Annotated in this window: 15 protein-coding genes; 9 read left to right on the top strand and 6 right to left on the bottom strand. The window is 63.9% G+C overall.

The features are described from left to right. The first annotated feature begins 14 nt into the window (after window positions 1-14). From GLL_RS17650 to GLL_RS17660, 3 genes are all read left to right on the top strand, one after another. A complete protein-coding gene (locus tag GLL_RS17650) occupies window positions 15-326 on the top strand; it encodes a DUF29 family protein (RefSeq protein WP_011143409.1) in 312 nt (103 codons plus the stop codon). Between the two features lie 61 nt (window positions 327-387). Continuing rightward, a complete protein-coding gene (locus tag GLL_RS17655) occupies window positions 388-1,128 on the top strand; it encodes an ABC transporter ATP-binding protein (protein WP_011143410.1) in 741 nt (246 codons plus the stop codon). Continuing rightward, window positions 1,125-2,669 (top strand): hypothetical protein, encoded by a 1,545-nt coding sequence (locus tag GLL_RS17660; RefSeq protein ID WP_011143411.1) that lies wholly within the window; start codon window positions 1,125-1,127, stop codon window positions 2,667-2,669. Before GLL_RS17655 ends, GLL_RS17660 begins: the two co-directional genes overlap by 4 nt. Here the strand turns inward: GLL_RS17660 and cobD are convergent. The 3 genes from cobD to mrdA all read right to left on the bottom strand — a co-directional run bounded on the left by cobD (window position 2,590) and on the right by mrdA (window position 5,885). Further along, entirely contained in the window at window positions 2,590-3,717 is a 1,128-nt protein-coding gene (cobD, locus tag GLL_RS17665; protein WP_011143412.1) for a threonine-phosphate decarboxylase CobD, read from the bottom strand. The genes GLL_RS17660 and cobD overlap by 80 nt on opposite strands. Continuing rightward, the gene (locus GLL_RS17670) at window positions 3,718-4,008 is read right to left on the bottom strand and encodes an HU family DNA-binding protein (RefSeq protein WP_011143413.1); all 291 of its coding nucleotides are present in this window, start codon (window positions 4,006-4,008) and stop codon (window positions 3,718-3,720) included. It abuts the gene before it with no gap. An 83-nt stretch (window positions 4,009-4,091) separates the two neighbouring features. After that, entirely contained in the window at window positions 4,092-5,885 is a 1,794-nt protein-coding gene (gene mrdA / locus GLL_RS17675) for a penicillin-binding protein 2 (RefSeq protein ID WP_197530035.1), read from the bottom strand. 179 nt (window positions 5,886-6,064) lie between these two features. On the opposite strand from mrdA, the gene GLL_RS23520 reads away from it, so the two are divergent. Genes GLL_RS23520 through GLL_RS17690 form a run of 3 tightly spaced genes read left to right on the top strand, consistent with a single transcriptional unit; the run spans window position 6,065 to window position 11,228 of the window. Then, a complete protein-coding gene (locus GLL_RS23520) occupies window positions 6,065-6,670 on the top strand; it encodes a prepilin-type N-terminal cleavage/methylation domain-containing protein (RefSeq protein ID WP_197530036.1) in 606 nt (201 codons plus the stop codon). A 50-nt stretch (window positions 6,671-6,720) separates the two neighbouring features. Next, on the top strand, window positions 6,721-10,353 hold the full coding sequence (locus tag GLL_RS17685) for an AsmA family protein (RefSeq protein ID WP_011143416.1): 3,633 nt from the start codon (window positions 6,721-6,723) through the stop codon (window positions 10,351-10,353). Continuing rightward, window positions 10,350-11,228 (top strand): 4-hydroxybenzoate solanesyltransferase, encoded by an 879-nt coding sequence (locus tag GLL_RS17690; protein WP_011143417.1) that lies wholly within the window; start codon window positions 10,350-10,352, stop codon window positions 11,226-11,228. Before GLL_RS17685 ends, GLL_RS17690 begins: the two co-directional genes overlap by 4 nt. A 52-nt stretch (window positions 11,229-11,280) precedes the next feature. Here GLL_RS17690 and GLL_RS17695 read toward each other — a convergent pair whose 3' ends face one another. The 3 genes from GLL_RS17695 to GLL_RS17705 form a co-directional block, all read right to left on the bottom strand. Next, entirely contained in the window at window positions 11,281-11,658 is a 378-nt protein-coding gene (locus GLL_RS17695) for an ArsR/SmtB family transcription factor (RefSeq protein WP_011143418.1), read from the bottom strand. Window positions 11,659-11,778: 120 nt separating this feature from the next. Then, window positions 11,779-11,943, bottom strand: coding sequence for a metallothionein (locus GLL_RS17700; protein WP_011143419.1), 165 nt, complete (start codon window positions 11,941-11,943; stop codon window positions 11,779-11,781). Between the two features lie 106 nt (window positions 11,944-12,049). Continuing rightward, window positions 12,050-13,615 (bottom strand): sulfatase family protein, encoded by a 1,566-nt coding sequence (locus GLL_RS17705; RefSeq protein ID WP_011143420.1) that lies wholly within the window; start codon window positions 13,613-13,615, stop codon window positions 12,050-12,052. A 651-nt stretch (window positions 13,616-14,266) separates the two neighbouring features. On the opposite strand from GLL_RS17705, the gene GLL_RS17710 reads away from it, so the two are divergent. Genes GLL_RS17710 through GLL_RS17720 form a run of 3 tightly spaced genes read left to right on the top strand, consistent with a single transcriptional unit; the run spans window position 14,267 to window position 18,332 of the window. Beyond that, a complete protein-coding gene (locus GLL_RS17710) occupies window positions 14,267-15,967 on the top strand; it encodes an ATP-binding protein (RefSeq protein WP_011143421.1) in 1,701 nt (566 codons plus the stop codon). After that, complete coding sequence (locus tag GLL_RS17715; protein WP_011143422.1) at window positions 15,964-16,413, top strand: response regulator; 450 nt, start codon at window positions 15,964-15,966, stop codon at window positions 16,411-16,413. Before GLL_RS17710 ends, GLL_RS17715 begins: the two co-directional genes overlap by 4 nt. 5 nt (window positions 16,414-16,418) lie before the next feature. After that, complete coding sequence (locus tag GLL_RS17720) at window positions 16,419-18,332, top strand: hybrid sensor histidine kinase/response regulator (RefSeq protein WP_164929287.1); 1,914 nt, start codon at window positions 16,419-16,421, stop codon at window positions 18,330-18,332. Window positions 18,333-18,885: the final 553 nt, after the last annotated feature.

The following is an 18,885-nucleotide window of genomic DNA, read 5'->3' on the forward strand; positions in this document are numbered from 1 at the left end:
ATTGCAGCACTATATTGGCACGCTCGCATCGCGAAACCCTATGCTGTTCAAAGACACTGGAGATGAGTCCCAGTCTCAATAACTACCCACAGCAGGTCCAGGGTGAGGAGTATGCTCTGGCGCGCGAGCTTGCCGCGGCGGAGACCGGACTTCCACTGGCAATGTTTGCAGAACTGCGCCCCTTCTCGCTTGAAGAGGTTTTCGATTCAGGCTATTTACCAGTCGGAATTGACTCTGGCGCCTCCTACGAGAGCCTCTGGCAGGAGGCCATCCATTTGGCGAAGTTATCTGTCAAGTCACAACAGCCGACACAGGATCTTCCTTAAGGGGGGACCAGGGGGGATCTCCACCCCTCCCGCCCCGCCGCACAGCCGCTAGTCTGGAGGCATGGCCATTGCTCTGGAACTGGTTGCCCTCACCAAGCGCTACGGCTCGCAGCGAGCGGTCGACGGTTTGAGCCTGCAGATTCCCGAGGGAATGTTCTACGCGCTGCTGGGACCCAACGGTGCGGGCAAAACGACGACTCTCAGGATGGTCGCGGGATTGCTCGCTCCCGACAGCGGCGAGGCACTGATCCTGGGCCACAGCATCACCCGGGAGCCGGCCGCTGCGAAGCAGGCGCTCGCCTACTTGCCGGATGATCCGCTGCTGTACGGCAAACTGCGGCCGATGGAGTATCTGGAATTTGTCTGCGGCCTGTGGGATGTTCCGGCTATCGAGGCTGAGCCCCGCGCCCGCGAGCTGCTCAAGCAACTGGGTCTGTGGGAAGTGTGCGGGCAGTTGGTCGAGACGTTCTCGCGGGGCATGAAACAAAAACTTGCCCTCGCCGGTGCCTTTGTGCACCGGCCGCGAGTGATTGTCCTCGATGAGCCGCTCACCGGTCTGGATGCGGCTGCCGCCCGCTTGGTCAAGGATATGCTTGCCGAACACGTCGCCCAGGGCAACACGGTGATCCTCACCACCCACATCATGGAAGTGGCCGAACGTCTGGCGCAGCGCATCGGGATTATCAACCGCGGGCGGCTGGTGGCCGAGGGAACGCTCGAACAGTTGCGCTTGCGCAGCGGCGAGGTGGACGGCACGCTGGAGTCGGTCTTTCTGGAACTGGTCGATAGGCAGGATGGATGAAAACCGGCACGCTCCCCTGGCTTTTGGGCTGCGAGTTGCGCCTGTGGTGGCGTGAGATCACCACAAAGCCGACTGCTAAGACCATCTTCGCGGTGCTGGGGCTGTCGGTCGCGGCTTTGCTGGTCTGGCTGTGGTTCGTCTTTGCCGAGGTGCGCGGGGGGCTGTCGGTCGAAGGTGCTATCCCGGAACCGGCTTTGTGGATCGCGGTGGTGCTGTGGCTTTTTGGTTTTTTTTATGCGTTTTATCAGGCGATCGAGCAGAGCATCGTCGCCCTTTTCGATCGAGGAGATCTCGATTTGTTGGTCTCCTCGCCCATCTCGACCAAGGTGATCTTCGCAAGCCGCTTGTTGGGGGTGGCTGTTGAAATTTTCTTGAGCTTCTGCGTGGTTGTTGTGCCTGCGGGCGCCCTTGCAGTGCTCGCGGGGGTGCCGAGGCTGCTGGGGGTGTTCCCGGCCCTGATTGGCATGGTGCTCGCCGCCACCAGCCTCGCGATGCTCGTTACGCTGGGGCTGGTGCGTCTATTGGGGGCGCGGCGGGCGCGCACCGCTGCCCAGGTGGTCAGTGCCCTATTGGCTGCGGTGTTCTTTGTTGCTTCGCAGTTGCCCAACTGGCTTGCCGGGAGCGGGCCGGGGGCCGGGGTGGTTTGGGAAGGTTGGCGGGTGCTGTTTGCCGAAGGCGGTCCGCTCGGTGCCCAAAGTTGGTTGTGGACCCCGGCGCGGGCGGTCTTTGCCGATCCGGTGGCGATGCTGTGGACGCTAGGCGGCGGCGGCGCCCTGGGCTGGCTTGCCACTGAGCTGCTCTACCGCGCGTTTATCGCCGGTACCCAACAGAGTGTCACAGAGAGCCCAAAACGGCGGTATAGCGGTGAGCCCCGCTGGCACGGCGGCCTCGGGCGGGCTGTGCTGCTCAAAGAATGGCGGCTTATCTTGCGCAATCCGTATCTGCTCTCGCAGACTTTTTTGCAGGTGGTGTTTTTGATCCCGGGGATGGTTGTGCTGTTGCAGAACGGAGGGGGGCCGCTCGGAGGCGCCGGCACTCTTGTGGCGACGGCGGCCACGGTGGTGGGCAGCAGCCTGGTCTATACGCTCACGCGCATCGGGGTCTCGGGGGAAGAAGCCCCGGATTTGCTGCGTTCCTGCCCGACCGAGCGGACGAAACTAGTCCGCCTGAAGCTGCTTGCAGCCTTAATCCCGGTGTGGGTGCTGCTCTTGCCGCTATTTGGGATCCTGCTGGTGCGCAGAGAACCCTGGCTGGTGCCTTTGGGCGTTTTTCTGGCGGCAACCGTCGCCGCTGCCACTCTGCGCCTGTGGAACTCGCGGCCCATTGCGCTTGCGGAGATGTTCAAAAGCCGCGCGGCAGGGGGCGGAGATCCGATGCTCGGGATTTTAGAATTCGTCTCGCTGCTGGGGTGGGGCGGGGTGAGCTTGCTGGCCGCCCGGGACGACTGGGCCGCGACGCTGCTTACTCTGGATGCACTGGGTCTGTTGATGGCGGCGGGCTACTGGCGCAGCCGTCGACTCGGCTCGTCGCTGGGGTTTTAGCAAGAATCTCGGCTAGAGCGCCAGTGAGCAGATCATTCTCGGATTCGCCGCGCACCGCCACCCGAAAATAACGCTCGCCAAGACCGTCGTAGCTGGTGCAGTGGCGGATGAGCAGGCGATGGCGGCGCAGTAATTCGGCCTGCAGGTGCACCGCCGAGGCGGCGCTCTGCACCAGCAAGAAGTTGGCCGCCCCCGGCAGGACCGTCAGCCCCGGCAGGAGCGCAAGGCCCGCGGCGAGGCGGGAGCGGGCCGGGCCAAGCCAGGCGCGGGTGCGCCGCTCGAAATCGAGATCCGCCAGGGCCGCTACTCCCAGGTGTTGGGCAAGGGCATTGACAGGCCATGGATCGCGCCAGGCTTGCCAGCGCGCCGCCATCGCCACCGGCAGCACGGCGTAGCCCAGCCGTAACCCCGGCAAACTATAGAATTTGGTGAGCGAGCGAATCACGATCAGCCCCGGGTGCGCGGGGCCGCAAAGCGCCGAAAATGCCGCCGGGTCGTCGAGAAAATCGATGAACGCTTCGTCGAAGATAAGCAGCTTGAAGCGGTCGAACAACGCTGCGAGGGCGGTCGGGGAGTAGAGATAGCCGGAGGGATTGTGGGGATTGGCGAGCATCACCGCATCGCCCGGCGGCAGTGTCTTTGGCAGTGAAAAATCGGCTGCGAGTGGTACAGAAATATACGGGGCGTCAAAGGCGGCGAGGGCGCGGCGGTAATCGCCAAAAGCGGGTATCGGTAGCACGGTCCGTCCGGCGCGGGCGCACTCGCGGCCCGCCCAGGTGAGCAGTTCCGCCGCCCCGTTGCCGCAGACGATGCGCTCGGGCTCGATTCCCAGGCGGGCGGCGAGGGCCGATTGCAGGTCGCTGCCGTGGGGAGCGGGGTAATGCAATAGATCGGCAAAACCCTCGCCGTAGGCGGCCTGTACCCCAGGGGGGGGACCGAGGGGGTTGATGCTGGCAGAGAAATCCACAAGTTCTTCGATGCGGCAGCGGGCGATCCGTGCCGCCCATTGGCGGTCGCCGCCGTGGGCAGGAAGGGGTGTTTGAATCACTTAGTCCGCTTGGGCAGAACCGGAGACGGCTTCTCGAAACTGCTTGCCCGCCGAAAAAGCCGGCACGGTCGTCGCGGCGATGGTCATCTTCTCGCGGGTCTTGGGATTGCGGCCTTCGCGGGCGGCGCGCTTGCGCGGTTCAAACGAACCGAAACCCACCAGGGTGACTTTGTCGCCCCGCGAGACCGCTTCGACAATCACATCGAAGGCCGCACCCACGATCGCATCGACGTCCTTTTTGGCCAGCTTGGCTTTCTTGGCGACGGCGTCCACTAATTCACCTTTGTTCATAAAAACTCCTCACCGTGCAATATCAGGTCCAAAAGCAGGTGGGCGAATCGCTGGAAGTGCCTTTGGGCCTGAATTTCAATCGCTTATTCTACATGCTTTGGAGAGAGCGCAGCACTTTTTTTACCCCTGGCGACGAAGTAAGTCTGGTAAATTTTCTTTGCAATCGGGGCGGCGTCGGAGCCGCCATGGCCGCCGTTCTCGAGCAAAACGGATACAGCAATCTCAGGGGCGGGGGTGGGGGCGTAGCCGACGTAGAGGGCGTGGGTGCGGCCGCCCTTGCGCGCACCATGTTCGGCAGTGCCGGTCTTACCGGCGTTGGGCAAATCGGGCATCGACAGAGCGCGGCGGGCGGTGCCGCTGCGGACCACCTCGCTGAGGCCCTGGCGGATCGTGGCGAGGGTGGTGGGGGAGAGCCCCACCGGCGAGAGCCCCGGGCGGCTGTCGAGCACCAGATGGGGCTGCACGCGGAAACCGCCGTTGGCGATGGCGCCGACCATGACCGCGTTTTGCAGTGGGGTCGAGAGCACCATACCCTGGCCGATCGAGGTGTTGGCGGTGTCCCCTCCGAACCACTGGCGCCCGAAGCGGCGCTTCAGCCACTCGGGGGTGGGCACTAGGCCGCGCGATTCGCTTTGCAGGCCGATGTCGGTGCGGCTGCCGAAGCCAAAATTGCGCGACCACTTGGCAATCTCGTCGGGACCGATGCGCAGGCCCACTTGATAGTAAAACGTGTCGCTGCTTTGGGAGAGGGCACGGATAAAACCGATCGTGCCGAAGCCGCGGCCGTTGTGATCGCGAAAGACGCGCCCGCCGATGCGCAGTCCCCCGAAGGTGGCCAGGCGGCTGTTGGGGTTGAACTTGCCGCTTTCGAGCGCGGCGGCGGTCATGATGATCTTGAAGGTGCTCGCCGTGGGGTAAGGCCGCACCGCCCGGTTGAGCAGGGGCCGATCGGGGGTCTGCAAGCGCCGCCAGTCCTGCTCGGAAATTCGGCCCGAGAGAATGTTGGCGTCGTAGGAGGGGGCGGAGGCGATGGCGAGAACCTGGCCGTTGCGCGGGTCCATCGCCACCACCGCTCCGCGCTTCTTGCGGGAGTTGAGGGCGGCCTCGGCGGTCTTTTGCAGCGCCAGGTCGATCGAAAGGCGCACGTCCTGCCCGGCTTTGGGCTGCACTTCGCCGATGACGCGCACCACCTGTCCGGCGGCGTCCACCTCGACCTGTTCGCCGCCCCACTCGCCGTGCAATTTCTCCTCCAGCAGCCGCTCGACACCGGCTTTGCCGATGATGTCCCCCAGGCGGTAGCCCTGCTCCTTGCGTTCGGCCAGCTGCTGCTCTGAAATTTCACCGGTGTAGCCCAGCAGATGGCTCGCGACTGGACCGTTCGGGTAGAAGCGCATCCACTCGACGTCGACTTTGACCCCCGGCAACTCCTGGATGTGCTCGCGCAAAACGGTCACCAGCTGCGGTTCGACGTTTTGCAAGACGCGCACGGGATAGGGCGAGTTGTACCCGGCGGCTTTGAGCTTTTCTTCGAGCTTGTCGGCGGGCACTTTGATAAAAAGGCTCAAACGCGCCAGTGCGGCGGGCCATTCCTTGGGCTTGAGCTGCATCGGTTCTAGAAACACCGAAAAAGAAAGCCGGTTGGTGGCGAGCACCCGACCGTAACGATCGAGGATACGGCCGCGGGGCGGGCGAATGGGCACCAGGCGGATGCGGTTGTTCTCGGCCAGTTCGCGGTGATGTGGACCCTGGATGACCTGCAGATAGGTCAGCCGCAACCCGACACCCCCCAACAGCAGGGCCGCCACCCCCGCCAGCACCAATCCCCGGTTGTCGCCGCCGCTGGTGCGTTTGTCGCGCCGCTCTGCCTGCAGTTGCACGAGACTTGCTCCCCTTGCGGATTCTGGTGCACTTGTAGCATATCGAAGCACCATCGAAGCGCCGGCACTTCGATGTGCTAGGGTGAACCGCAGAAGTCGGCGCTCCGGGAGCCGGGCACCCGGAGCGGCGTCGGTACGTCATGATGGCAATCGTTTTTGTGCTTGGGAAGGTAAGTCGTATGGGTAATTGGACAGGGCGTCGGCAGGCGGGCGCAGCGAAGGGTTTTACGCTCATCGAACTGCTGGTGGTCGTGGTGATCGTGGGCATTCTGGCCGCCGTCGCGGCGCCGAATCTGATCGGCCAGACGGACAAGGCCCGCACCACCGAGGCGACGGCGGTGCTCGCCAGCATCAAAAACGGTCAGGCCGAATACAACTTCAAGCATCCGGGTGAATTTGTGACCATCGGCCAGCCCACCGCGGCGGGCCAGACCCGCGTGCCGGCCAAGAAGACCGACTACATCACTTCTGAAACCGACCTGGGCAATCCCGCCACCCCCAATACCGAACAGGAGCAGACCGAGTTCCAGCAGATTCTCGGTATCTCCGTCGGTCAGGGGACCGCCGGGGCGCGCTGGAACTTTGCCACCGCCGGCCACGCCAGTGTCTTCAATCCCGAAGGCGATGTGCTGGTGCCGTCTGGAGCGGCCAGCGGCGAGGGCGGCACCGCCCAGGACTACGTGGCGATTGCCAAGGGCCTGGACGGCACCAACGAGACCGCCCGCCTCGGCGCCCAGATCGTCCACAGCCAGAACCGCACGCTGCTCGATGCCAAACGGCAGTAAGTCGCGGCTGATACACTGGCTGAGAACCTCTCTCGGCGCGTGGTCCGGGCATGTCTGAAGCGGTCCCTGCCCCCGGCAAAAGCTCACCTCCTCCACCCAGGTCTGCGCTGCCGCTGTGGCTGCAGCGCACGCTCATCGGTGCGGCCGGCGTGGGGCTGGCGAGCTTCGCGGGGCTGGCGCTCGTGCCGCTGTTTGTCGATGGCGAGAGCTTTCGCAAGCCCCTGCAAGAAGCGCTTTCACGCTCGCTGGGCCGCGATGTGCTCCTCGGGCGCGTCGAGTTGCGCACCCTGGGGGGCATTGGTCTGCGCACCGAGCAGGTGCGCGTGGTCAACCGCGAGGGCACCAGCGAACTACAGGCGCGGGGCGCCTTCGTCGAACTGGCGCTGCTGCCGCTGTTGGTCCGCCAGATCGAAGTGCGCAATATCGAGATAGACGGTGCGGAAATCTATCTCAAGCGCTTTCGCGACGGGCGCTGGAACGTTGCGGATTTAGGCGACGGGCAGGGGGCCGGTGAGGGGCCGGTCAATCTTGCGGGTACCGGGCTGACGCTCTTTGACAGCACTGTGCGCTTCGACGATGAAGGGGTGCAGCCTCCCCAGCGCTTCCTGGCGAGCGCACTGAGTTTGAAGGTGCAAAAGTTCGACCGCGCCGAGTTGCCCATCAATCTGCAGGGCCGCATCGTCAACGCCCTGCGCGACAAACCGGTGGCGACGGCGCTCACCCTCGACGGCACCCTGGCCTGGCCCGAGGATGGCGACTGGCAAAAACTGACCGGCAATCTGCGCATTCTGGCCGAAAAATTTCGGCCGCGCTATCTGTCGGCCTATACCCGCGATATCCCGAGCCTGGCGGGGCTCACGGGGGTTTTTGACCTCGATTTTGTCTGGAAGGGCGCGCTGGGGGGCGAATCTCGCCTGGAGGGCACCTGCGGCACGCGGCTGTTGCGCTGGGATTGGCCGCTGTTGTTTGGCGGCCGGCCCTGGCTGGCGCGCAAAGTCAAAGTCGACACGGCCATGGGCGTCAGTAGCGCCGGGGTGAGGGCCGAGCGGCTTCGCCTGAGCGGCGAGGGCTTCGACGCCGATATCCAGGGCAGCGTCCGGCGTCCGACCGGCGAGTCGCCAAGTCCCTTGCTGGACCTGACCGTCAAAACCGGCTTTATCGATCCCTTCGCCGTGCGCGCCAATGCGCCTTTGCAACTGGTCGCCGAACCCTGGCGCGAGTGGATCGCCACCAGCAAAGGCAGCGGCCGGCTGCGCACCGAGCTGGTGGTGCGCGGTCCCCTCGACACGGCCACCACCGGCGGCAGCTTCGAATTTCAGAACTTTAAATTGAGCAACCCGCGCCTGCGCAGTCCGATCGACGCGCTCAACGGCAAGCTGGTACTCAGCGAAGCCGCGCTGGCGCTCGAGGATCTGCGCGTCGGCGCTCCCGGCCAACAGACGACCTTCACCGGCACCATCGCCCGTAGCCGCGAGGGAGCTATCGATCTCAAGGCCGTGGGCACCGGCGGCGATCTGAGCATCTTCAGCAACCTGGGGGGCGGTCGGCTGGGGCTGCTGGGCGGCCGGGGCGACGTCGACCTCACCTTCACCGGCACCCTCGATGCCCCCCAAATTCTGGGCCGGGCCGAACTGGCGGGTGCTTTGCTGCTGCGCGAGGGCTGGGTGCAGCCGCTCAAGAACCTGCGCGGCGAGGTCGTCTTCGAAGCGACCAAGATCACCCTGGCCAACCTAGAGGCGGATCTGGGCAATTCCTCGTTGAGCGTCGACGGGGTGCTCGAAGGCTACGGCAGCGCTGCCCCCAACCCGCAACTGACCATCAGCAGCAGCGGCCTCGACCTCAAGGCCGCCTACCCGATTCTGGTCTCGGACCTGTTTGAAGGCGGCTTTCGCAGGGCCTTGCGCTCGACTTTCAGGGGGCTTGCGGGCAGCGCGGGCGTCGAGCTGAAGGTCGACGGCGCCCTGAGCACCGGCACCATCGACCTGCGCGGCGCCACCCTCGCCCTGGTGGGCCTGGCCGCTCCGCTCGAAGAGGCCGTGGGTACCGTGGCCCTGGGCGAGCGGGGGACCACCATCGAGCAGCTGCGCGCCGTCGCGGCGGGCTCCCCCGTCAACCTCAAAGGTACTGTCGGCCGCGACGGCGAAATGCAGCTGAGCGGCAACGGCACCCTCAACTTTCCCCGGGCGCTCTCGCTGGTGCCCGCGAGTAGCCGCGACGGCGTGCGCGCCACCGGCAGCGCGCCGCTCAGTTTTGCGCTCAGCGGCGGCCCCCAGGCGCGCGCTTTGCAATTGAGCGCCGATCTGACGGCGGTCTCGGAACTCACCCTCGGCAATCTCCTGCGCCTGGCTCCGGCTCGCCGTCTGGTGCTGGTGAGCACCCTCACCCCCAGATCGCTGCTGGTGGGCGAGGCGTCCAGGCTGGAGGGCGAGCGCACTTTGAATCTGGCGGGCTCGCTCGGCAACCTCGATGCCAAAAGCCGGCGCTACGACCTGCGGGTGCGCTCCGACGCGCCGATGACGATGGCCGAACTCGGTCGCTACGTGGTGCCGTTCGCCAACCTCGGGGCCACCGCCGGTTCGACCGGCAACTTCGATCTGGCCCTGGTGGGTCCTGTAAGCGCCCCCGGTCTGCGCGGCAATCTGGAGCTTGCCGGGGTGAACCTGCCGAACTTGCTGGGGGGCATCGAAGATCTGAGCGGCCCGCTCAACTTCGACGGCAACCGGGTGAGCACACCGGGGATGAACTTTCGCCTGGGCGGCGCCGCCACCGGCCGCATCGGCGGGTCGCTCACCGATTTTCGCGACCCGCAGCTCGATTTTGAGGCGCGCTTCGACCGGCTCGACCTCGACGAACTGGTCGCCTCGAGCGCTGCGACCGAGGGCGGGAGCTTGCTGAAGGGTCTGCGCGGCGAGGGTACAGTCCAGATCGACAGAGGCCTGCTCAGCCGGCTGACCTTTACGGACCTCAGCGCCCGGGCGCGGCTCGATCGCGGTTTGTGGAACCTCTCGCAGATCAATCTTGCCGCCGCGGGCGGGCGGATGACGGGCGCCCTCGGGGCCGATGTGCGTTCGACCATTCCCCAGTTCAGCGGCGATCTCGCTTTTCGGGGCACCGACATCAACCTGCTGGCCACAGTGCTTCTAGGTCTGGGGGACCAGATCTTTGGTGAAGGGGACTTGCAGGTCAAGTTCCAGTCCCAGGGTGCCGACCCAGACGCTTTTTTGGGGGCGCTCTCCGGCAATGGAACGCTGCTGGTACAAAATGGCCGCTTGGCCGCCAACGACTTGCTCGGTCCTCTTTTTGGGGCGGCGGGCGGCAACTTCGCCGGGGCGTCGGGAGCGGTGCGCACCCTGACGACCGGCCGCTTCGACCGGTTGGAGGGCAGCTTTAACCTCGCAGGCGGCACCGCGACCACCGAAAACATGTTGTACCTCTCCCCGGGGATACAGTTGCGCCCGGCCGGCAGCCTGGTGCTGCTCGATCGCACCGCCAACCTCCAGGTGCAGGGTGAATTTGAGCGCACCAACGGGCAGAACCCGCCGCGCCGCCCGGGTGGCGGCAATGGCCGCAGCCTCTTTGCCTTCGAGGTGGCGGGACCCGTCAACCAGACCGGCTCGCTGCGCGATTTGCGTTGGGTCGACGAACCGGCACCCATCGAAGAGCGCCCCGCCTCGACACCATGAGTACCGCCCCCACCGACTGGCGCGCCAAAGCCGACGCTGTCTTCCGCCTATTGCGCTGGGACAAACCGGCCGGCCGGCTTATCTTGATGATCCCCGCGCTCTGGGGAGTCTTCGCCGCCGCCGGGGGTTCCCCCTCGCCGCTGTTGGTGCTGGTGATGGTAGTAGGCACCATCGCCACCAGTGCCGCCGGTTGCGTCATCAACGACCTGTGGGATCGCGACATCGATCCGCTCGTCGAGCGCACCCGCGCTCGGCCCCTCGCCAGCCGCGAACTGGCCGTGCCGGTAGCGGTGGTCACTTTCGCGGTCTCGCTGCTGTGCGCCTGGGGGCTGACCTTTTTTCTCAACCCCTTCACCTTCTGGTTGTGCGTTGCCGCCGTGCCGGTGATTGCCCTCTATCCGGGGGCCAAGCGCGTCTTCCCGGTGCCGCAACTGGTCCTCTCGCTGGCCTGGGGGTTTGCCGCGCTCATCTCCTGGTCGGCAGTGACCGGCGGCCTGGAGACCCCCGCCTGGTGGCTATGGGGAGCGACGGTGCTGTGGACCCTTGGCTTTGACACGGTCTATGCCCTTTCGGACCGCGAGGACGACCTCAAAATCGGGATCAACTCGAGTGCTATCTTTTTTGGCCGCTTCACCCCCGAGGCGATCGCCGCATTTTTTGCCGGGGCCGCTCTGTGCCTGGCGGTGGTAGGCTACCAGCTGGAACTGGGATCGATTTTTTATGTGTGTTTGATCGTCGCCACCCTCTTCTGGTGGCGCGAGTACCGCTCGCTGGTGACCGGCGACGATCCGGCCCGCTTTAACCGCATCTTCAATGAAAACGTCACCGTCGGTTTTGTCATCCTGACGGGGCTCATCGGCGGGACGTTGATCTGAGTGCAAAAGGTCCGGCAGCGAACTGAACCGGGTGGGTAGTTTCTAACTGCGACTAATCATGGCGGATATGGGCTTCGCCCTGGGCCAGCAAATTGAGCACATGCTCGTCGTCGAGGTGGTAGTAGACGACCCGACCGACTTTGCGCGAGCGCACCAGCCGCAAATTGCGCAACAGCCGCAACTGGTGGGAAACCGCCGAAGCGGTCATCCCAAGCACCGCCGTCAGATCGCACACGCACAGATCGCCGCTACGCAGGGCTGTGAGGATGCGCAACCGGGTTGGGTCGCCGAAGGCTGCGAACAGCTGCGCCAGTTCATTGATGTGCGCCAGTGCCCCGACGCGCGCTGCCGCCCGCGCCACCGCCTCCGGGTGCAATCCGGTGTGCTCGCAGGTCTCGTCACGCCCGGCGTCGATTTTTGAGACTTCCATAACAACTTCCTTGCCCAACGCGGTGGCCGCGTGGATATTTCGGAGCGCTTCCGCCAACAAACCCCGGTTCCAACTTTGCGAACCGGGGTATCGATGAACAGACAATCTACTGCAGCTGCCTCAGTTGCACTCGCAGCCCGTGTGGCCGCAGCCGGAACCATCCGGGTGGCCGTTGGCGCACGGGCCGCTGCAAAAATACTTGCCGTCCTTCTCGAGCGCCTCACTCAAGGTGACGACGCACAGGCATGCTTCGCAGGCGCACTTCATCTGAGTCACAGTGGTCATCGCTATTCCCTATCGCAATGGCCCTATCGTAACTGAAAACAAACGATTGCTCAAGTATTTGTTTAAAGTGCCCCGGCGAAGGGCCGCCGGGGCGTTGGGGTGGAAACTACTGGTCTTCGAGGGTCCGGCAGGTGCTCCCGGCGCAGGTTTTCAGTCCTGCAAGCTGGGCGCTCAGCGCGCCAACCTCCTCGGGGCGCTGGGCGTGCAAACTGGTCAGCTGTGCGGGATCGCTGTTGAGGTCGTAGAGTTCCGGCGAATGGGCCGTGTATTCGACGTAGGCGCGGTTGGGGCGGGCGCTGTCGCGCGCGCCGGTGCGCAGTACTGCGTGGTTGGACGGTTCGTTGGCGTTGGTGGTACCGATGTGCCCGACCAGCAAGCGTTTGCGCCACTGCGCCGGGGTGGAATCGGCCAACAGCGGCACCAGCGAGCGGCCGTCGACGGCCAGATCCGGGGTGACTCCCGCCCACGCGGCAATCGTCGGGGCAAGGTCGTTGTTGATCACCAGTTCATCGACGCGCCCGGGGGCACCGGCATCGGGCACCCGCACCAGAAGCGGCACCCGGATCGACTCCTCGTAGGGCAGGACTTTGGCGGTCAGCCGGTGCTGCCCGAGCAGATAACCGTTGTCGGAGGTCAACAGCACGATCGTGTCGCCCAGCGCGCCGGTGCGTTCCAGGGCGTCGAACAGCGCCGCCACCAGATCGTCCACGGCGCGCATCGCCTCCAGGCGGTTGCGGTAAAGGTTTTGCAGACAGTCGATAGTCCGCTCGCTCATCGCCGGATTTTGCTGCACCCAGGTGGGTTTGTCTGAGACATCCTGCTCGTTGAAGGCGGGGCCGCGCGGCAGGGGAACGGCGGCGGCGCTGCCGGCGTGGCGGGGAGCAGGGCGAATGCTGTTTTGCGGTCGCGGGTTGACGGTGCAGCGCCGGGTACCGCGCAGTTCGAAGTGGGGGGCGATCGGGTTGACCCACAGAAAAAACGGCGCGTCGCCACTGCCGTACTGCTCGACGAAGTTCACCGCCCGCGCGCTCAGCACATCGGTCTGATACTCCTCGGGCGGCTCAGCCTGGTCGGTGCCGTAGTTGGCCACCCGGCCGTTCTCGTTGATTTTGAAGTTGTAGACCTGGTAGGTGGTCGGATCGACCAGACCCTGCCAGACATCCCAACCCGGCGGAACGTAGGTCGCGTCGTCGCGGGGCGAACTTTTGTCTTTGTTCGCCCCGTAGCCATTGAGGTACTTGCCCAGAAAACCCGTGACGTAGCCTGCATCGTCAAGCCAGGTCGCCAAAGTCGAATCGTCCCGCAAAGCCACCGCGCCGCCGATGGGCGGGCCGTTGCCCTGCACGCCGTGGTTATGGCTGTACTGCCCGGTCAGAAAGGTGGAGCGCGAAGGGCAGCACAGCGAATAGGAGACGAAGGAGTTGGCGAAGACGGTGCCTTCTTCCACCAGGCGGTTTTGGATAGCCGGCAGCAGGCCCCGCTCGAGGCCGTCGTTCAATTCCATCGTCGAGAGATCGTCGGCGGTGACCACGACGATGCTGGGCTTCACCGCCGCCGCGGCCTGGCCGCGCCGGGCAAAGCCCCCCGGCGTCGGGAGCAAGGCGGCGGCGAGTACCAAACCCACCAGGGCGAGGGTGCCGAGTTTTACCGGAAGGGGGGCAATTTTTTTCATGATTGACTCCTCGTTCGCATCGCCGCCGGGGGAGCATAACAGCTTCCGGCAGCCGCGAAAATATGCTCCGCACAACCGTGCGGAAGAACCCATGAACACAGAAGGAATTAACACCGAAGCTCGGGCACAGAGTGTTGGGACATTCTGTTAAGCAAAGGCTAATTTTCTGCCCGATTTCATCTCAAAGCACAAGGGCATACACCAATGTCAAAAATCGCCGAAGAGCAGATCTTCAACCGAAGGAGCACGTGTATGCGAACCAATTTGGTTCCCTATTTTAGTCAAATATTTGACAGATTCAATCGGTAAAAATACCGGCTACCCTAATCGCATAATTATCATCCTATATAGATTTTATTCGTATTTTTTTGGCAACAATATTTCTAGCAAAAGAGTCAATTTGCATCGACCCCTTGACCGGTTTTTGTGTCGGGTGCAACCCTTAGAAAGTGTCTGAGTCAACGGGGTGCTTGTGTCGGCAAAGGTAGCCCCGATGTGACAAAAAAGCGGCCGCAGCCTGCCCGGCCACGTTTTTGGATGGGTGGTGAAGTGATCGCATGGATCAGGCTGTCGGCGTGGCTGGTAGTGAAAAGTTACGGTAAGCTTAAGGTTCCCAACGGAATCGTATTTGTCTTATCTTGATATCGGGGCATGTTTTGCACGTCGGGCCGCCTTCGCCAGTCCATTGTGCACAGACAGCTAATAGAGTCGAGGATGGACCAGGAAGCTCAAGAGCGACTATGCCCCAACGCAAAGCATCTGCATTTTGCAATGGAGGCCGCCCACCTGGGTGTTTGGGATTGGAATGCCCAAGAAAATACGGTGTTTTGTTCCGATAACGTTGAGCGGATGTTGGGTCTGGCTGCGGGCACATTTGCAGGCACCCTCGAAGCGTTTCTCGCCTGCGTGCACCCGGAAGACCGCGCTCCCGTCGCGGCTGGGATTGCCGCGGTGCTTGCCCAAAAGCGGGAGCCGCACGGCGAATTTCGGGTCGTCCACCCGGTGGGTGAGGTGCGCTGGCTGGCAGCCCAGGGCCGGCTGGTCTTTGGCGACGACGGTGCGGTGGTGCGAGTGCTCGGCATCGTGGCGGACATCACCGAACGACGGCGGACCGAGGCGGAGTTGCAGCGGCAGAACCGGCGCATCCGCCTTTTCTCGGACATTGCCCTGAAAATTCGCCAGTCTTTACAACTGGAGGACATCCTGCGCACGTCCGTCGACGAGGTGCAAAAGCTGCTGGCTGCCGACCGGGTGCTCATCTTCCGGCTGTGGGCGGACGGCACCGGCAAGGTGGTGCAGGAGGCGGTGCTGGAGAGCTGGCCGGCGGCGCTCGGGCAGAACATCCTCGATCCGTGCTTTCGAGACGGTTACCAGGAGCAGTACCGCCGGGGGCGCATCGGCGCCATCGCCGACATCGAGACGGCGCCCATCCAGCCCTGCCATGCCGATTTTTTGCGGCGCTTCGCGGTGCGCGCCAATCTGGTGGTGCCCATTTTGCAGCGCGAGCAGCTGTGGGGTCTGCTCATCGCCCACCAGTGCAGCGCCCCCCGCCAGTGGAGCACTTTTGAGACGGAGTTGCTGTTGCAGTTGGCCGACCAGATGGGCATCGCCCTCGCCCAGGCGCAACTGTTGGAGCAAGAGACCCAGCAGCGCCGGGAGCTGGCCCGCTCCAACACCGACCTCGAGCAGTTCGCCTACGTCGCCTCCCACGATCTGCAGGAGCCCTTGCGGATGATCGGCAGCTACCTGCAACTGTTGGAGCAGCGCTACCAGGACAAGCTCGATCCGGATGCCCAGGAATTCATCGGCTACGCCGTCGATGGGGCGCGCTGGATGCAGACGCTCATCAACGATCTGCTGGCCTACTCGCGCGTCGGCATCCGCGCCGCACCACCCGGCCGCATCGACGCGAGCGCCGTTCTCGAGAACGCCCTGGCCAACTTAAAACCAACCATCGAAAATAGCGGCGCCACCGTCAGCCGCGAAGCGCTGCCCAAGGTGATCGCCGATGCCACCCAGCTTGCCCAGGTCTTCCAGAATCTGGTGGGCAATGCGCTCAAGTTCCATGGCCCCGAGCCGCCGCAGATACACATCGGCGCGGCGCCCGCTGCAGGGGAGTGGGTCTTCTCGGTGGCCGACAACGGCATCGGCATCGAAGCGCCTTACCGCGAGCGCATCTTTGCCGTCTTTCGGCGGCTGCACCCCCGCGGCGGCTACGCCGGCACCGGCATCGGCCTGGCTATCTGCAAAAAAATTGTCGAGCGCCACGGCGGGCGCATCTGGGTCGAGTCGCAGCCCGGCCGCGGATCGACATTTTTCTTTACCGTTCCGGAGCCCACAGGTGATCTATGAGCAGTGCCGCCGCCCCGAACCGTCCCATCGAAGTGCTGCTGGTCGAGGATAATCCCGGCGATGTGCGCTTGACCCGCATTGCCCTCGCCGAAGGTCTGATCCCCGTGCGTCTGCAAGTCGTCGAGGACGGCGCCGAGGCCCTGGCGTACCTCGAGAAGCAGGGCAAGTACGTCCGCGCCCGCCGCCCGGACCTGGTATTGCTCGATTTGAATCTGCCCAAAAAAGACGGCCGGGAGGTGCTCGCCCAGATCAAATCCGACACCTCCCTCAGGTGCATTCCGGTGGTGATCCTCACCACTTCCCAGGCGGAGGAGGATATCCTCAGAGCCTACAACGACGCGGCCAACTGTTACATTACCAAGCCCGTCGATTTCGGTGAGTTCCTCAAAATCGTGCGGTCGATCGAGGATTTTTGGTTCACGGTCGTCAAGCTTCCCCCGAGGTGAGGGCGATGGCGGCGATCAAAATTCTGTTAATCGAAGACAACCCCAGCGACGTCCGGCTGCTGCGCGAAATCTTAAAGGACGCCCCGGCCGCGCGCTTCGAGTGGCGCGCGGCCGGGCGGCTTCAGGAAGCCGTCGCCGCTTTGGCCCACGAGCACTTCGACGTGGTGTTGCTCGATCTCTCGCTGCCGGACAGCCGCGGCCTCGACAGCCTCATCGCCCTCAAGCCCTTTGCCGCCGCCTTGCCGATTGTCGTGCTCACCGGCTTCGACGACGAGGCCCTGGCCACCGGGGCGATGCAACTGGGTGCCCAGGATTATCTGGTCAAAGGGCAGGTGACCGGTTCGCTCCTGGTGCGCTCGATCCGCTACGCCATCGAAAGACAGCGCGCCGAGCAAAAGATCCACGAGCAGGCGGCCCTGCTCGATGTCGCCACCGACGCGATTTTGCTGAGGGATCTCGATAACCGGGTTGTGTTCTGGAACCAAGGGGCCGAGCGGCTCTACGGCTGGAGTGCGGCTCAAGTGTTGGGCCAAACCGCGGCCGATCTTCTCTACGGGCGCGGGCTGGTCGGAGCCGATGAAGCCCGACTTGCTGCTGAGGAGGTCTTCGCAACCGTCGTGGTGCGCGGTGAATGGCAGGGCGAGTTGACCAAATTCACCCGCTCGGGCAAAAAACTGATTGCCCAGAGCCGCTGGACGCTGGTGCGCGACGAGCAGGGCCGTCCCAAGTCGATTCTCACCGTCGATACCGACATCACCGAAAAAAAACAGCTCGAGGCAAAATTTCTGCGCGCCCAGCGCCTGGAGAGCCTGGGCACCCTCGCGGGCGGTATCGCCCACGATCTCAACAACATCCTGACGCCCATCGTCGCAGCGGCCCAACTGCTGCCTTTGCGGCTGACGGACCTCGACCAGCAGGACTTGCGCCTGCTCAGAATGCTCGAAGAAAATTCGCGCCGCGGCAGCCATCTGGTCACCCAGATTCTCTCGTTTGCCCGGGGTATGGAGGGTCGGCGCACGATTTTACAGATTCGTCACCTGCTTGGGGAGGTGGGGCAGATTGTCCGGCAGACGTTCCCCAAGTCGATCGAGATTCGCATCGATGCGTCGGCGCAAGATCTCTGGACTATCCAGGCGGACGCCACCCAGATGCACCAGGTATTTATGAATCTGTGCGTCAATGCCCGCGATGCGATGCCCGCAGGCGGCGTGCTCACCCTCACCGCCCGCAACTTGATTGTGGACGAGCATTACGCCCGGCTGATCCCGGATGCCGCGGCCGGTGCCTACGTGGTGGTCACCGTCAGCGACACGGGCACGGGCATCACGCCTGAGATTGTCGAGAAGATTTTTGAACCGTTTTTTACGACCAAGGAGTTGGGCAAGGGTACCGGCCTCGGGCTTTCGACGGTGCTGGGCATCGTCAAGCACCACGGCGGTTTTGTTGGGGTCTACAGTGAACCGGGCCGGGGCACCGAATTTCGGGTCCATTTGCCGGCGGCGGCGGGGAGCGAAGTCGAGCCGGAGGCGCAAGCGGAACTGCCTGAGGGCTGCGGCGAACTGGTACTGGTGGTTGACGACGAGGCGGCCATTCTGGAGGTGATCCGCACGGCGCTCGAAAGCCACAACTACCGTGTGGTGGGTGCCGGCAACGGTCTGGAGGCGATCGCCGCTTTACGCCACTCCCCGCAGGTGGTGCTGATCGACATGATGATGCCCGCCATGGACGGCCCGGCGGCAATTTTTGCTCTGCAGGACATCGACCCGCACCTGCCGGTGGTTGCGATGAGCGGCATTGCTCACGCCGAGCGGCCCAAAGCCCTCCACTCCACCCAGCGGGCTTTTTTGACCAAACCGTTCACCGTGCCTGAGCTGCTCCTTGCGATCCATGAGGCTATCCATGGTCGTTCGGCTGCCTGAGCGCTGTTGGACTCGGGTTTGCCCAGCCGGCGGTCGGCTGTGGGGCAGCTCAATGCAACGTTTTTTCCTTGACACCTGAAACCTGGCACCTGATACCTTCTTAAGTGCGCTACTTATAAAACAATGGACCGGGGCACACATCGATGGTCACCACCTCTGTCGTGCGGATGGCAAGGGTACTACAACTTGAACAACGCTTTAATCGGCTCATCGAGTATCTCCGCCGGCAGGGGCTGGATCCTGGCGAGTTGTGACGGTTGCCCAGATTCGGGCAGACTGCCTAAAATTTTGGCGTTTGGTGGTTGGTTTGGCACGAGGGTCTGTGGAGCGAGAGGCGGAACCCCCTTCGGGTTCCCCTCTCGCGCTCTCCAACCTCCCCGCGTCGAGGGGGTGCCACCCCCCCGACACCCCCCGGACTTAGCGGCAGGGTGGGAACGAGACTGTGTGGGTGGGATCGGTTTATTCTTTTAGGGCCTGCACGACGCGTGTCGACTGCGACGAAGGGGATGGCTTGTCGTTGGGTTGCAGCGGTCTTTGAAAGTGAAGCAATTCG

Origin of the sequence: Gloeobacter violaceus PCC 7421 (genome assembly GCF_000011385.1) — a bacterium.
In the GTDB taxonomy this organism is placed as follows: domain Bacteria; phylum Cyanobacteriota; class Cyanobacteriia; order Gloeobacterales; family Gloeobacteraceae; genus Gloeobacter; species Gloeobacter violaceus.

Bases quoted from the DNA above. Each gene is read 5' to 3' on its own strand.
- GLL_RS17655 (WP_011143410.1), top strand. From the start codon at position 388: ATGGCCATTGCTCTGGAACTGGTTGCCCTCACCAAGCGCTACGGCTCG.
- GLL_RS17660 (WP_011143411.1), top strand. From the start codon at position 1,125: ATGAAAACCGGCACGCTCCCCTGGCTTTTGGGCTGCGAGTTGCGCCTG.
- GLL_RS17670 (WP_011143413.1), bottom strand. From the start codon at position 4,008: ATGAACAAAGGTGAATTAGTGGACGCCGTCGCCAAGAAAGCCAAGCTG.
- GLL_RS23520 (WP_197530036.1), top strand. From the start codon at position 6,065: ATGGGTAATTGGACAGGGCGTCGGCAGGCGGGCGCAGCGAAGGGTTTT.
- GLL_RS17685 (WP_011143416.1), top strand. From the start codon at position 6,721: ATGTCTGAAGCGGTCCCTGCCCCCGGCAAAAGCTCACCTCCTCCACCC.
- GLL_RS17690 (WP_011143417.1), top strand. From the start codon at position 10,350: ATGAGTACCGCCCCCACCGACTGGCGCGCCAAAGCCGACGCTGTCTTC.
- GLL_RS17695 (WP_011143418.1), bottom strand. From the start codon at position 11,658: ATGGAAGTCTCAAAAATCGACGCCGGGCGTGACGAGACCTGCGAGCAC.
- GLL_RS17700 (WP_011143419.1), bottom strand. From the start codon at position 11,943: ATGACCACTGTGACTCAGATGAAGTGCGCCTGCGAAGCATGCCTGTGC.
- GLL_RS17705 (WP_011143420.1), bottom strand. From the start codon at position 13,615: ATGAAAAAAATTGCCCCCCTTCCGGTAAAACTCGGCACCCTCGCCCTG.
- GLL_RS17710 (WP_011143421.1), top strand. From the start codon at position 14,267: ATGTTTTGCACGTCGGGCCGCCTTCGCCAGTCCATTGTGCACAGACAG.
- GLL_RS17715 (WP_011143422.1), top strand. From the start codon at position 15,964: ATGAGCAGTGCCGCCGCCCCGAACCGTCCCATCGAAGTGCTGCTGGTC.
- GLL_RS17720 (WP_164929287.1), top strand. From the start codon at position 16,419: ATGGCGGCGATCAAAATTCTGTTAATCGAAGACAACCCCAGCGACGTC.